General features: G+C 48.2%; 8 protein-coding genes. 7 read left to right on the forward strand and 1 reads right to left on the reverse strand.

Annotated features, from left to right (window positions below):
- Positions 1-346: 346 nt before the first annotated feature.
- The 4 genes from ACLGL1_RS07090 to ACLGL1_RS07105 all read left to right on the forward strand — a co-directional run bounded on the left by ACLGL1_RS07090 (position 347) and on the right by ACLGL1_RS07105 (position 8,570).
- Positions 347-2,020 carry an AIPR family protein gene (locus ACLGL1_RS07090; RefSeq protein ID WP_411008005.1) on the forward strand — a complete coding sequence of 558 codons (1,674 nt, stop codon included), beginning with the start codon at positions 347-349 and terminating at the stop codon, positions 2,018-2,020.
- A 287-nt stretch (positions 2,021-2,307) separates the two neighbouring features.
- The gene (locus tag ACLGL1_RS07095) at positions 2,308-2,880 is read left to right on the forward strand and encodes a helix-turn-helix domain-containing protein (RefSeq protein WP_411008006.1); all 573 of its coding nucleotides are present in this window, start codon (positions 2,308-2,310) and stop codon (positions 2,878-2,880) included.
- 147 nt (positions 2,881-3,027) lie between these two features.
- The gene (locus tag ACLGL1_RS07100) at positions 3,028-3,513 is read left to right on the forward strand and encodes a GNAT family N-acetyltransferase (RefSeq protein ID WP_411008007.1); all 486 of its coding nucleotides are present in this window, start codon (positions 3,028-3,030) and stop codon (positions 3,511-3,513) included.
- Between the two features lie 647 nt (positions 3,514-4,160).
- Positions 4,161-8,570 (forward strand): S-layer homology domain-containing protein, encoded by a 4,410-nt coding sequence (locus tag ACLGL1_RS07105; protein ID WP_411008008.1) that lies wholly within the window; start codon positions 4,161-4,163, stop codon positions 8,568-8,570.
- 448 nt (positions 8,571-9,018) lie between these two features.
- Here the strand turns inward: ACLGL1_RS07105 and ACLGL1_RS07110 are convergent, their stop codons facing one another.
- The gene (locus ACLGL1_RS07110; RefSeq protein ID WP_411008009.1) at positions 9,019-9,297 is read right to left on the reverse strand and encodes a hypothetical protein; all 279 of its coding nucleotides are present in this window, start codon (positions 9,295-9,297) and stop codon (positions 9,019-9,021) included.
- A gap of 402 nt (positions 9,298-9,699) precedes the next feature.
- Here ACLGL1_RS07110 and ACLGL1_RS07115 point away from each other — a divergent pair, with 402 nt between their 5' ends.
- From ACLGL1_RS07115 to ACLGL1_RS07125, 3 genes are all read left to right on the forward strand, one after another.
- On the forward strand, positions 9,700-11,211 hold the full coding sequence (locus tag ACLGL1_RS07115) for an aldehyde dehydrogenase family protein (protein WP_411008010.1): 1,512 nt from the start codon (positions 9,700-9,702) through the stop codon (positions 11,209-11,211).
- 158 nt (positions 11,212-11,369) lie between these two features.
- The gene (locus ACLGL1_RS07120; protein ID WP_411008011.1) at positions 11,370-12,272 is read left to right on the forward strand and encodes a cation diffusion facilitator family transporter; all 903 of its coding nucleotides are present in this window, start codon (positions 11,370-11,372) and stop codon (positions 12,270-12,272) included.
- Positions 12,273-12,375: 103 nt separating this feature from the next.
- A complete protein-coding gene (locus ACLGL1_RS07125; protein ID WP_411008012.1) occupies positions 12,376-13,848 on the forward strand; it encodes an MFS transporter in 1,473 nt (490 codons plus the stop codon).
- Positions 13,849-13,925: the final 77 nt, after the last annotated feature.

The following is a 13,925-nucleotide window of genomic DNA, read 5'->3' on the forward strand; positions in this document are numbered from 1 at the left end:
GAAGGGCCTAATGGGCTTTTATTTTTGGCTGTTGCACTTAATATTACAATTCAAGGGTAAAAAATAAGGAGGGCTGTATGTGGGAAATGGTAGATGCTTATTCGTGATAGTATCTTATAACCGCAGGCAGCATGTTAAGCTGATTAGTAAGATGAGAAGCTAGTCAATCGGTTGGTGGATGAGGTGAGAGTCAAGGAGGAAATTTTAGAAGTGAATTTGAAAACTGGACAGATTATTATAGTAGAAGCATAGAAGAGATATCGAACTGTGCATAAGAATAGGGATTGCACAGTTTTGTGTCTGTTTTTTGGTATAATGAGATTGAATAAATTAAAGGAGCGGTTCGATGGCAAACATTAATGATTTTAAAATAGTCGGACAGTATTCAAAAAAATATAGTGACTATTTAGATATCCAAAAAGATATTTCTGAAATTGATCGTAAAAGATTAGGATTTTATATATTTGCACTTGAATGCATTACTGGAAATGCAAATATAGATGAAATAAAAGAAGCGATTATTGATACAGAATATTGTAGCATCATTTATGATGAACAAAATAATGATTTTGGGATCGACGCAGTTTATATTGATGAAGAAGACAAAATTATTAGTCTATTTAATTTTAAGTACAAGGAATCATTTAGTGCTAATAAAGGACAAAGCGAAAAAAATATGATAGACAGTTCGAAATTTTTAATCAGGCTTCAAAACAGGTCCTTAGATGATGTTTCAAGTAGAACTCGTGATAAAATGGAGAAAATAAATGAAAAATTCAACTCCGATGAGATATGGAGGACTGAATTATATCTTGTGTCTAATGATAATATTGGATTGAAATCTGATAATACTACGAAAAATGATTTTACAGATGCATATGATATACAAATTACATCTGTTACACTGGATGATATAATCAGCTATATTTCAGGTCGTCCTGAAAATATAAGTGGAAAATTTATTGTGGAACAAAACTCTGTTTTAACATATGAAGAAAATAGTTTGTCATCTTCAAAATCATATTTGGTAAAATTACCAGTCGCCACGCTGATCAGATTAACCTCGAATAATGATGAAAGTAGAAATAGAACATCTTTTGAAGAAGTTTCTGCTTTGAATGAAGCAAAATTAGATTTAGGAGTTTTATATGATAACGTTCGAGGCTATTTAGGGGACACAAAATTTAACAAAAATATTCTAAAAACTTTACAAGAGGAACCATCAAAGTTTTTCATGTATAATAACGGGATAACTATTACAGCTGAAGATATACTGATGAAAGAAATCAATGGTAAGACAAAATATATGTGTACAATTAATGGATTTCAAATTGTAAATGGCGGACAAACTCTTCGAACTATTTATCAGTATAAGGATCAAAGTTTTAATGAAGAAAATTTGAATAAAGCTGAAGTGTTGGTTCGTATTTTTAAGACCGAAGATGATCAAGAATTAACTAATAATATTGCAGAGTTCACAAACAGCCAAAATGCTATTTCTTCAGTTGATTTGAAATCTATAAGCAATTTACAGATACAGATTGATAAATATCTCGAAACTGAAAAAATACAGTATGTAAGAAAAGCTGGAGATATAGGGCAAAGAGATAAAGGTTATATATATAGAATTACTATGGAACGATTAGGTCAAGTTATATATTCATATAAAGGATATCCCGACAGATCTACTAATCAAAAGTCGCAGTTATTTGACAGATATTATGATGATATATTTAACGAAGATAGTATGGACCTAGACTTGTTTGTGGGTTTAATAAAGTTCTATTTTGAGATTGAGGACAAGTATAAAGATTTGCATTTAGAAGGATATTCTCAGAAGTATTTTTATGTAATTTTTTTGAAAGCAAAATATCCAAATGAGATGTCAGACAAATTAATTGAAACCGTCGAAAATTCTCTTAAGGAATATAGAAAAGAAGAAAGCCTTTCAGATGCAAGAAAATTAATCCAGAAAGGATTTAGAGTATTTTTGGAGAAGTCTGCTGAGAAGAAATTTTAAGTCTTTGCTACATATTCACCCTGGCCAAACCAATCTATAGCTTAAGATAGACATACGTGGAGGCTGTGGTCTTGCTTGAAAAAGTAAAGTGAGCAACCCCTCCAGTTAAGGATTGAAGTCATCTTACCACTGTCGGCCATCTATAAAGCCCTATTTTCCCCATTTCTAGCCTGTAAAATTATTTTGACAGGGCTCAAATAGCCCGAAAAATCGGGACGTACAGGATATTTGCTAGACATACACATCTGCAATGGATTAAATTGAGCGTGAAAGGAGGTTACAGCAATATGGAACTGGGAAGTCAGATAAAAAAATATCGCACCGACCGGGCCTTATCCCAAGAGGCCCTAGCTGAGAAATTGTATGTATCCAGGCAAACCATTTCTAATTGGGAAAATGATAAGTCTTATCCGGATGCGAAGAGTCTCCTTCTTTTAAGTGACGTATTACAAACCTCAATCGATCATTTAATCAAAGGAGATGTTGAAATCATGAAAGAGCGGGTAGCGGCAGAAGACAAAAGAGACTTTGAAAGGGCAGGGAAAATATATGGGGCCTTGTTATTGATAACGGTTCTATCTATGATCCCCCTGATCCGCCTCCTAGGCGGCCTTGGCGAGGCGGTATGGTTGCTGTTGATGGCGGCCACCCTAGGTGCGGCCTTCCTTGTCGAGAAAAAGAAGAAGCAATATGACATCCAAACCTACAAGGAAGTGATTGCTTTTTCAGAAGGGACCAAGCTGGATGACCTGGAAAAAATGAAAGAGGAGGCGAAAAGGCCCTACCAGAAAGTTTTATTCGCCGTCTTATCAGGCCTGCTTATCTTCCTTGTGCTTAGAGTGGTGGATTTGTTCTTTTAATATGAGGGGCCTCCATTCATACGGGAACAAGGCTCTTTGATCGCGGGAGATTGCTAGGGGCGGATAAGACGGCTTTATCGCTAGCTAAAGCCGGGTAAGGAACAGGTGCCAGGTAAGAAGTGATGGGCTACAAAGCGAGGAATCAATATGGCTGTCAGCATCAAATTGGCCTACAAAGACAAGGATGACCTGCTGCAATTATTCAAGGAATATACCGCCGGCATCCTAGCCCAGGGGGAGGAAGTGGCTGCCTGTCTGGCCTCCCAGCATTATGATGATGAGATCAATGCATTAGAAGATAAGTACGGCTTGCCGGCGGGACGCCTGTACCTGGCCCGGGTCGACGGCCAGGCTGCCGGCTGCATTGCCTTGCGGAAAATGGATGACGACTATTGCGAGATGAAACGGCTATATGTGCGGTCTGGCCACCGGGGCCGGCAAATAGGCCGGCAACTGGTGGACCGGGTCATCTCGGATGCCAAGGGGATCGGTTATAAGCATATGCGGCTGGATACCTTCCCCTTTATGGACGCAGCCCTGGGGCTCTATAAGCAGTACGGCTTTTATGAGATTGACCGGTACTATGACAACCCCGCAGCTACGGCGATTTTTATGCAACTAGACTTACTTTAATTGGATAGCCTAAAGGCCCGCCAAACGGCGGGCCTTTTCTTTGCTAGGCTTACTTTAACCGTATGGCCTTTTGATGACCGGCAAATAGGCGTTAAAGGTTCACTTGATATCGATAAAGGATGATGCTTTAAATTAGATTTTTGCTTCTTCATTTGATAGGGTAATATTAAGCGATTAGCCTAAAATAAAAGCCCATTAGGCCTTAGAACTATTCTAATGAGCCATAGCTAGTAAGGAGAGAATGGATATAGGTCGTCGGGAAATCTTTTTTCATAAGACGTTGTCCCCGTTCGGAAAGGTCCGAGCCACATGTCCTCGAGGCTTAACCTTATAGATACCCCCTAGATAAACCAGGCCTCACCATCGACCTAGACAAGTAGCATTGCTATGTATTTGCCTACGCTTTGCTTTCCGTGCTCTGAATTGACAAGGCCAGGACAAAATGATAGCATGACCTTGGATAAAGGTTTTTTTGAAAGCACTTTTAAAAGTGCGAAAACTTTGAATATATTTGGACTACAGAGGGTAGCTTGACTCTGCTTTTTTTGAGGCCTTGACTTTTGCCTAAAGCGCAAATAAGAGCTTATGCAGAGGCAAGCCTTTATTTGTGTTTTTATAGTTTGAGTTGGTGCTGTAAAGGAGGAATTATGAAAAGGAAGATACTATCGCTGGCACTTGTTTTTGCCCTGCTGGTCACCGGTGTATCGCCAGCCCTGGCCGTGGAAATGGACAAGGAAACCACCATCAGTGACTATGGTCCGGAAGCAGATAAAGGCCCTGGTTTGGCTCAACCCCTGGATGATTCAAGTGGGGACCTGGTAAAAGACCTTGACCCTAAAGGGGAGGGCGAGGCAGCTGCATCCAATGAGGACCTTGCTATTGGTGAAGAAACCATTTCCCCGCCAGTGGGAAAGGCAAATGTGGCCAATGAGGATGTTCATATCACTTCAGCAGAGGACTTGTTAAAGCTCATCGAAGATAAGTACTATAGCGGTTTTGGCAAGTCAGATTATGTCCCCGGCGAAAATTATGCCAGCGGCGATGAATACCACCATGTCATAGAGAATAAAAATATCATCCTGGATAATGATATCACCCTTCCCTATGACAAGGTCAGCCAGGTCATTCCCCAAAACCTTCAAGATCCCCTCCACAACAATGGAATCTCCCTCTTAAATTCAAATTTTAATGGAAATGGCCATACCATCACCATTACCAAGGGGGACAACCCCGTCTATTCTCTCTTCAATGCCATAAAAAATGAGACCAAGGGACAGACCCTGGAAGTAAAGGACTTGACAATCGTTTATGAGTCCGATGTCCTTGGGTCCGGCTTTGCCCGCAAGATCGACGGCGATGTCAACCCGGATTTGCAAGAGCCGGATTGTCACTTTAGCAATATCCAAGTGGATGTTCAGGGGAGTATCCTCCCCCATGTTGGTCTGGCCAATGTAGGGGGACTTAGCCGTGATGATGCAGGCAAGGATATAACAAACCCCAGGACAGGGAATATTGACTCCTTTGCCTGGGTGGATAGTGTCAACCTGGCCACGGGTATTTCCTGGACCCTGAGTAATACCAATGTTGAGGGTTTCACCTTAAATGTGGCTGGAAATATCGGGTCTCAAGAAGCCCACAAGCATGACTTGGCCATAACAGATGTGGTCCGGTCCCATACGGCCGGCCTCTTCTTGATGCGGAGTACCCGACACTTCAATAAAAAGATATTTACCTTAAACAATATTACATTAAATATTGGCGGTGGCATGTATGCTAAGGCAAATGGGTCTGATGCCTATGGCAAGGGGGCCTATGCCGTAGGGGCCGCCTATGACCTCCAGCCCATAAGGCTGACAAACTTTAAACTCAATGTAGGAAAGGACATTCAAGCAATTGTTGCAGGCAAGTCCCAAAACACAGCTGAATCTGCTGGTTATTCCCATGTGCCTATCTTGGCCTCTGGTGTGGGCCATGATATCTTCCATGTTAAAGACGCCGAGATTAAGATTGGTGGTAGTATCCAGGCGAGAAATGATTCTGACGTCCATATAGGCGCTAAGGCCCTGGGCATAGGGGCCTGGTGCTATATAGACCCTTACGAAAATGAGACACCCCCAGAGAGTGATCCTTTTACCGTGGATCATAATAGTCTAGAAGTAGGAGGGGATATCAAGGCCGAGTCGACGAAGAAGTATAAATTTCCTGGCAACAGCTATGTAGCAACAGAAGCCTGCGCCGGCGTCATGAACTCCATGAGCTCGGGCCTAGATAACAATGAATATTTTAAAGGCAACACTCTTAATGTTAAGGGCGATATCATTGCCAAGGCGACTAATAATGAGGGGAACTCGTCCTACTCAAGAGCCTGCCTTTGGGGGAATTTTGCCGGCGATAATAACACCCTGTCAGCCAATAGCATTCAAGTTGTGAATGAGCATAGTTTTGGCTATGCCGCCCCGTTTGTCCACTACTTAAAGGGCGAAGGGAATAGTGTCAGCTTAAATGACGGGATCTCTATTGACACCACAGAAGATGAGGCTGGCGGCTTTGCTCTAGCAGTGAGTGAATTTGACGGCAGCAAAAATACCATTCATGTCAAGAAACTGCTTTCAAAGAAGCCAGCCAGTGTAGGTGGTTTCGCATCCAGGATTAAGACCCACGACAACCATAAGGATCCCAATAAAATTGATGGTGCAAAGTACTATGTGGCCCCCCATGTTAAAAATGTCAACTTAAGCCTAGACGGCCTTGACCTGGGTATAGCTAAAGAAAATGCCTATGTGGGCGGTTTTGTGGCCAGAAACCTAGGTCTTGTTGAGAACTCAAGGGTCAAGCTCCCCTCTGCCGACCTATCTGGCGACAAGGCCAAATACTTCGGCGGCTTTGTCGGCTTTAATACTGGGGATGGCCAGATTCATTCATCGACCAGCACAATTAAGACCCTTAGAGCTGCAGGAACCGGCAATAACTTTGTGGGCGGTTTTGTCGGCTGGAATTCCGGAACGATCGGAGAGGACGGCCAGGAGGGCGGTTCTGCCTATATTGGTGACATGTCCGTAGAAGCCGGAGGATCAACCAACAATGTCGGCGGTTTTGTGGGTCAAAATAGAAAAGATATCTTAAATTCTTCAGCCTGCCTGACCAGGATGGCCTTAAATGGCAATGGCAACCACTATAACCTGGGTGGGTTTGCAGGCTACGAGTATGGGAGTACTGTTAAAAATGCTGCAGCCTATATCAATGACAGCATCCATGGGCAAAAAGGTAACTATGTCAACATAGGCGGCTTTACTGGCATTGGCTTTAACACAAGCCACGAAAATAATGCAGCCCAAGTGGGGGAAGATATCCTGGCAGAGGCATCCACCGGCCCCACCAATGCAGCAGGCTATGCAGGTAAAATGCAAGAGCATAATGGATCCATTTTAGTAGACAAGGCCAGCTCCCTGGTCTTTGGCCAGGTCCAGGCAGACTCGACCTACACCCCTCCAGGAAGGGGATTGCCCAATATCAATGCCGGCTTTATTGGCCAGGCCATTGGTGGGAGTTATGAAAATTCCGCCGCCTATGTAGGCCTCTTAGCTCCCGGCATCTTAGATAAAGCTGGGGCAGGGAACTTAATGGCTACACCGAGTCTGGGCTTCCTACAGGGTGGTCAACTATCAAACTTTACGGTCCTCTCCCATGACGACAAGGGCTGGGAGAATTATGTCATGGTAGGCGGCAACTCTAGTCTGGAAAAGCTCCACTTTGTCCATATCCAAGGCAGCCAGAGGACGGCCTATCCGGTCAAGATTGACCTAAGCTCCGGAGATATCAGCCTAGGAGATCAAATAGGGGAGATTAGTATTGCCCCGAGAGCCTTCCAAGATGCCTATTGGGAGAAAGATGCCAGTAAGGACAGGGTCAGTCTTCCTTACGAAAATTTCGCCTATGTTACAAAGAACGATGGAAATGTAAGCTTAACGCCCATTTTAAAAGATGCTCATGTGCTGGCCCCGGGCCAAAAGGCGGGGACCCTCACATCCTATTGTAACCGTCATGTGGCCATCCAAGGCAATCAAAACAATAGAACTGTCACCTATGATATTTTAGGCTTGAGAGGCAAGCCGGCTGTCATTTTTGATTTAAACTACGAAAAAGATAATCAGCCAGCTGGCATTTATACGATTGTAGCAGTCAATGCCGGTCAAGCGCTGGGAGACGAGAAGTTCCCGGCAAAGCCAGTAAGAGAGGGTTATATCTTTAAGGGGTGGAATATCCAGGCAGACGGACAAGGTAGGGCCTTTGCTGCAGCAACCCTTGTGAAAGATGACCTAAGGGTCTATGCCCAGTGGGCGCGAAGTTCCAAGGCAAGTTCAGGTGGGGCTACCGTTGTGACGCCGCTTTTAAATAAAGAGGACCACTTCCAATACATGATTGGTTATGAGGATGAAAGCTTTCGGCCGGAAAATAAGATAACCCGACAAGAGGTCGCCGTCATGTTTTCTAGATTATTAAAGGATAGGCCGGAAAAAGGGAAGATCTATAGTCGAGACTACCATGATGTTCCTGATGATCTTTGGTCTGCAACGGGCATCAGTTATATGAGCAAATTAGGCATTGTAAAAGGTTACCCCGATGGCAGCTTTAAGCCTCAAGGGCCTATCACGAGGGCAGAGTTTGCAGCCATTGCTACGCGATTTGACCATTTAACAAGTGGTGAGAAAAACTTTACAGACGTCAGCCCTTCCCACTGGGCTTATAATGCCATTGGAAAAGCGGCAGAAGCCGGCTGGATAAAGGGCTATCCTGACGGCAGCTTTAAACCTGACCAAGCAATCACAAGGGCCGAGGTGGTCGCCATAACCAATCAAGTGCTCAACCGCTATGCAGATGAGGAATATATCAATAAAAACGAAGCTAGGATAATTCATTACAGAGACTTGGACCGTAAACATTGGGCCTATTACAAGGTCGTAGAGGCCAGCAATGGTCACCAATTTATTAGAAAAAATAATGAACGGGATGAAATCTGGAAAGAAATCAATGAAAAATCATTTGTCTATGACAAATAGGAATATTCTAGCCTTGCTGGATGTCTAGGCAAGGGGATTTTGTGCCAGAAATTGAGGGATTATAGACTGATTCCGAAGAGCTGGACCGGAGAGATAAGTACATTCCTTGTACTTGTCTCTCTTTTTATTTGCCCAAAGGCTAGCCCTTAGCCAGCCTGCCCTTTACGCTAGGCAATAGACTTTAGCCAAAGCCTCCTGCCCTGCATCCTGGCCTACGGCTTCATCGACGCCTTCTCCACATTTTCCGGGAAAATCCCGCCATGGAATGGGCCTACATCATCGCCACCATCCTCATCGCCCTCGTCTACTGCAGCTACCTCTTAAGGCTCCTCACCACCGGCAAGGCCGCATCCATGAATTGACCGTGTAAGATACCTTGACAGACAAGGCTCAATCATATAAATACAGGCAGCCACCCTAGCTTTTGCCGGGTGGCTGCTTCTTATTTTTATTTATGCTTTGAAAGCTCTCGGTAGCGCTGGATAAATTCGGTGTCCTCTCCCCACCATTTTAAGCGGGTGAGAAAACTCATGGGGAATGATAGGAATACTTTACGGAGGTTTTTTAAGGCCTGTTCGGTTTCATCAAGTGTCAGTTCTTTCTTATAGTACATACCAATTACAGTATGCCTTCGGAATTTATAACTTAACAAATTGTCCAACCAGTCCCACTCTTTGTATTTTTTTAGGTTCTTTACATCAAAGTTACGCTTATTCCAATCAGACATATCAGCCACTTCCTTATATATCCTATATACCCCCTGAGCCTAGCCTGAAAACCGGTCCCAATCAGCCTGGGCAGCATATCTGGTGGCGGCTTTTTCTTTAAGGCTCTGGCCAGTTCGGGTGTTTAAGTGGCCGGTGGCCATATCATCATCTCCCTAAGGTCTTATATGATGGGGTGCAATAAATGGTGCGATAAAAATGAATGGTGCTTGCCCTTTTAAAATAGCCCCTGGCCGGGTATATTTTCATCAGCCCATAATGATGGCCATATTCGGCTAATGGGTGTCATAAATAACCCTGTCAACCATTTGGGCAAGTGCTGTTTAGCACAAATGGTCGGCGGTTATAGACACAAATAGGTGCAATCATTTAATTTATCCTCACTTCAGGAAAGGAAGACCCTCATGAATGTGAACTTGAAAGATAGCTACAAACTCTATATCAATGGCGAATGGCGGGAGGCCGAAGGCGGTAAAACCGTTGCCACCAGCAACCCGGCCACCGGGGACCACCTGGCCAATATCGCCGAAGCCTCTGAAAAAGACGTTGATGATGCCGTTAAGGCTGCCCGGGAAGCCTTTGCCAGCTGGCGGCAGACCCAGCCTGCCGAACGGGCCGCCATCCTGAATAAAATTGCCGATATCATCGAAGAAAACGCCGAGCTCCTGGCCACTGTTGAAACCATGGACAACGGGAAGCCCATCCGGGAAACCTCCAGCATTGATATCCCCTTTGCTGCAGAGCACTTCCGCTACTTTGCCGGGGCCATTATTGCTGATGAAGGCAAGGCCAGTGTCCTCCAAGGCCGCTACCTGTCCCTGATCCTGCGTGAACCGATTGGGGTTGTCGGACAAATCGTCCCCTGGAACTTCCCCTTCCTCATGGGCGCCTGGAAGCTGGCCCCGGCCCTGGCCGCCGGCGATACCATCGTCTTTAAGCCCTCTTCCACCACCAGCCTATCCATGCTCGTCTTCACCGAACTCATTGCCGACCTCCTGCCCAAGGGCGTCTTAAACGTCATCACCGGTAAGGGGTCCACCGCCGGTGACTTCGTCAAGAACCACCCCGGACTGGATAAACTGGCCTTCACCGGGTCCACCGAAGTCGGCCGGGACATTGCCGAAGCCGCTGCCAAGCGCCTCATTCCCGCCACCCTGGAATTGGGCGGCAAGAGCGCCAATATCATCTTTGACGATGCCGATATGGACAAGGCCCTCGACGGCGTCCAGCTGGGCATCCTCTTTAACCAGGGCCAGGTCTGCTGTGCCGGTAGTCGGATCTTTGTCCAGGAATCCATCTACGAAGACTTTGTGAAAAAAGCCGTTGAAAAATTCCAGGGCCTAAAAGTCGGCAACCCCTTAGATAAGGACACCGCCATGGGGTCCCAAATCAACGCCGGCCAAATGAAGAAGATCCTCGAATACATCGCCATCGGTAAGGAAGAAGGGGCCAAGGTTGCCTGCGGTGGGGAACAACTCACCGGCGGCGAATACGACAAGGGCGCCTTCCTGGCCCCGACCCTCCTGGTCAACGTCAGCAACGACATGCGGGTGGCCCAGGAAGAAATCTTTGGCCCGGTTGGGGTGGTCATCCCCTTCAAGGACGCTGATGATGTCATCCGCATGGCCAACGAAAGCGTTTACGGCCTGGGCGGCGGGGTCTTTACCCAAAACATCACCCGGGCCCTGAAAGTCGCCCGGGAAATCGAAACCGGCCGGATCTGGGTCAACACCTACAACCAAATCCCCGCCGGCGCCCCCTTCGGTGGCTACAAGGAAAGCGGCATTGGCCGGGAAACCCACAAGATGATCCTGGACCAGTACAGCCAGGTCAAGAACATCATGATTGACCTGTCCGATGCCCCCAGCGGCTTCTATGATGCAGATAGCGAAGACTGCTGCATTGTGAACGAATAAGCCGCAAGCACCCATACCCCTTAAAAGTTTCCGCCTCCCGGCGGGAACTTTTTTCTGTTGGGGCCCGCCTTGTACTTGCCCCGCCCATCCGCTAAAATAGAATACAATGAAAGCAAGTGCCGGCCGGCCTTTCCGGCTGCCGCTTAAAGGAGCTGCCTATGATAGAAGAAAAACATTCCCCCGGCCTGGGGAATTATAAGGAAGGGATTGTCCTCTCCGCCTGGACCCTGGTCCTCAACCTGGTCCTGGGCGTCATCAAGCTGGCCGCCGGGGTCTTGGGTCGGTCCAGCGCCATGATTGCCGACAGTATCCATTCCTTTTCCGACTGTGCCACCACCGTAGCGGTCATTGCCGGCCTGAAAATGGCCTCCAAGTCGGCCGATGCCGACCACCCCTACGGCCATGAAAAATACGAACTCATCTTTGCCAATATCCTGAGCATTATCCTGGGCGTCACCGCCGTCAAAATCGGCTACGATGCCCTTCAGGTCATCCTGACCGGCAGCTATGGCGTCCCCGGCTGGGCCCCCCTGGCCGCTGCGGTCTTTTCCATCCTGGTCAAGGAGGGGATGTACCGGGTCACCCTCCGCAAGGCCAGGAAAATCGGGTCTGTCGCCATGGAGGCCGACGCCTGGCACCACCGGTCTGATGCCCTGTCCTCGATTGGGGCCTTTGCCGGTATCCTCGGTGCCCGCCTGGGGGCCCCCATCCTGGACCCGCTGACCGGGCTGGTCGTTTCCCTCCTAGTCTTAAAAGTCGGTATCGACCTCTACCGCAAGAGTGTCTTCGGCCTGGTAGACTCCTCCACCGATGAAGCCACCGTTGCCGAAATCAAGGCCCTCCTGGAAGATGTGGACGGCATCCTGGCCGTCAGCAGCCTAAAGACCCGGGTCTTTGGTGCCTCCGCCTATGCCGACGTCACCATCAAGGTCGACGGGCAGAAGAGCGTAGAGGAGGGCCATGACATCGCCACCATTGCCCACAACCGCATAGAAGCCAACCTGCCCCAAATTAAGCACATCATGGTTCATGTTGAGCCCATGACCCCCATCCATGACTGATAGGCCGGCCTGCCGGCCTTTTTTCTTGTCCCGGGGTTTAAGGCCACCGGGGCAGGTCCATACCAATAGATATCAATCAACAGATAGAAAGGGAGGGGAGACCTTGTCTGACGAATCCTGCATCATTACAGAGCCCCGGCGCAAAAGCGCCCTCGTCACAGCCATTATCCTATCCAATGTCATCACCATGCTCAATGCCGGCTCGGTCAATATCGCCATGCCGGTCATGATGGAAGCCTTCCAGGCCAACTTGAACCAGGTCCAGTGGATCATGCTGGCCTATATCCTGACCCTGGCCTGTGCCATGCCCCTGGTCACCGCCTTGAGTGACCGGTTCAGCTACCGCCGGCTCATCCTGGCCAGCCTGGTTATGACCGCCATCTTATCCCTGGCCTGCGCCCTGGCGGTCAACCTCTGGGTCCTTATCATCCTCCGGGCCTTAAACGGCTTCTTTGCCGGTATCATCATGAGCTCCGTTATGGCCCTTATCTACCGCTATATGCCCAAGAATGAACGGGCCGGCCGCTATGCCACTGTCCTTATCGTCCAGAGCATCGCCTTTGCCATTGGCCCGTCCTTTGCGGGCCTCATCATGCAATGGACCAGCTGGCGGGTCATCTTTGTCCTGCCGGCCCTCATGGTCCTACCGACCTACTTTGAAGCCCGCCACGCCCTCCCGGTTGAAAGAGTCACCGGCAAGGCCCCGCTGCAAATCGGCGGGGTGGCCCTGGTGTCCCTGGCCACCGGTATGCTCCTTTTGGCCTTTACCTTCTTAGAATCCTGGGGCTTCGCCAACTGGCGCTTTTGGGCCATGATTGCCGGGGCCATCGGCCTGGTGGCCTACTTTATTGTCCATAACCGGAAAAACCCCCACCCGGCCCTGGACTTCAGCCTCTTCAAGCTGTCCAGCTTTGCCCTGGCGGTCTTCCTATCCATGATTCTGTCCACCGTCATCGGCATCACTGCCTCGGTCTTAGCTGTCTACGTCCAGAGCGTCCGCGGCTATGCCCCCTTCTTCTCCGGAGCCGTCCAGTTTGCCCCCTCCATCATCATGGCCGGGGCCAATACCCTGGCCAAGCGCCTCTACGGCAATGCCTCCACCACCGCCATGGTGGTGAGCGGCTTCTGTGTCGCCGCCCTGGGCAATGCCCTCATGAACACCGTCGGTATGGACCGGTCCCTCATTATCCTGTCCGCCATCCTGACCATCCGCTACGTAGGCATCGCCTTTGTCCGCCTGCCCATTTCAGACGTGGGCATGAGCGCCGTGCCCCAGGATAAGGTCAGCCATGCCTCGGCCTTTATCAACTGGGTCAACCAGCTCTCCCAGGCCATTTCCACCAATATCCTGACCGTTATCTTCACCTTCCGGGCCAATACCCTCTTCCACCAGTACGGTGGCAGTGGCCAGGCCCTGCCCGGCAAGGAAGGCTACGCCGAAGCGGCCCTGTCCGCCTTCCATACCGTCTTTACCATCATGGCCGGGCTCATGCTCCTAGGGGCCTTTTTCTCCCTCTTCATGGTCCGGGCCGCCAACCGGGACAAGGCCCGCCGCCGGGCGGCTGACCAAAGCTAGCCCTGTCTGTATTGACAAAGCCGGCCTGCCTGTGCTATTTTACTAAATAAATTACCCAGAGCTAATTAACCGCCATC

Source organism: Peptococcus simiae, from assembly GCF_046569735.1.
Lineage (GTDB): Bacteria > Bacillota > Peptococcia > Peptococcales > Peptococcaceae > Peptococcus > Peptococcus simiae_A.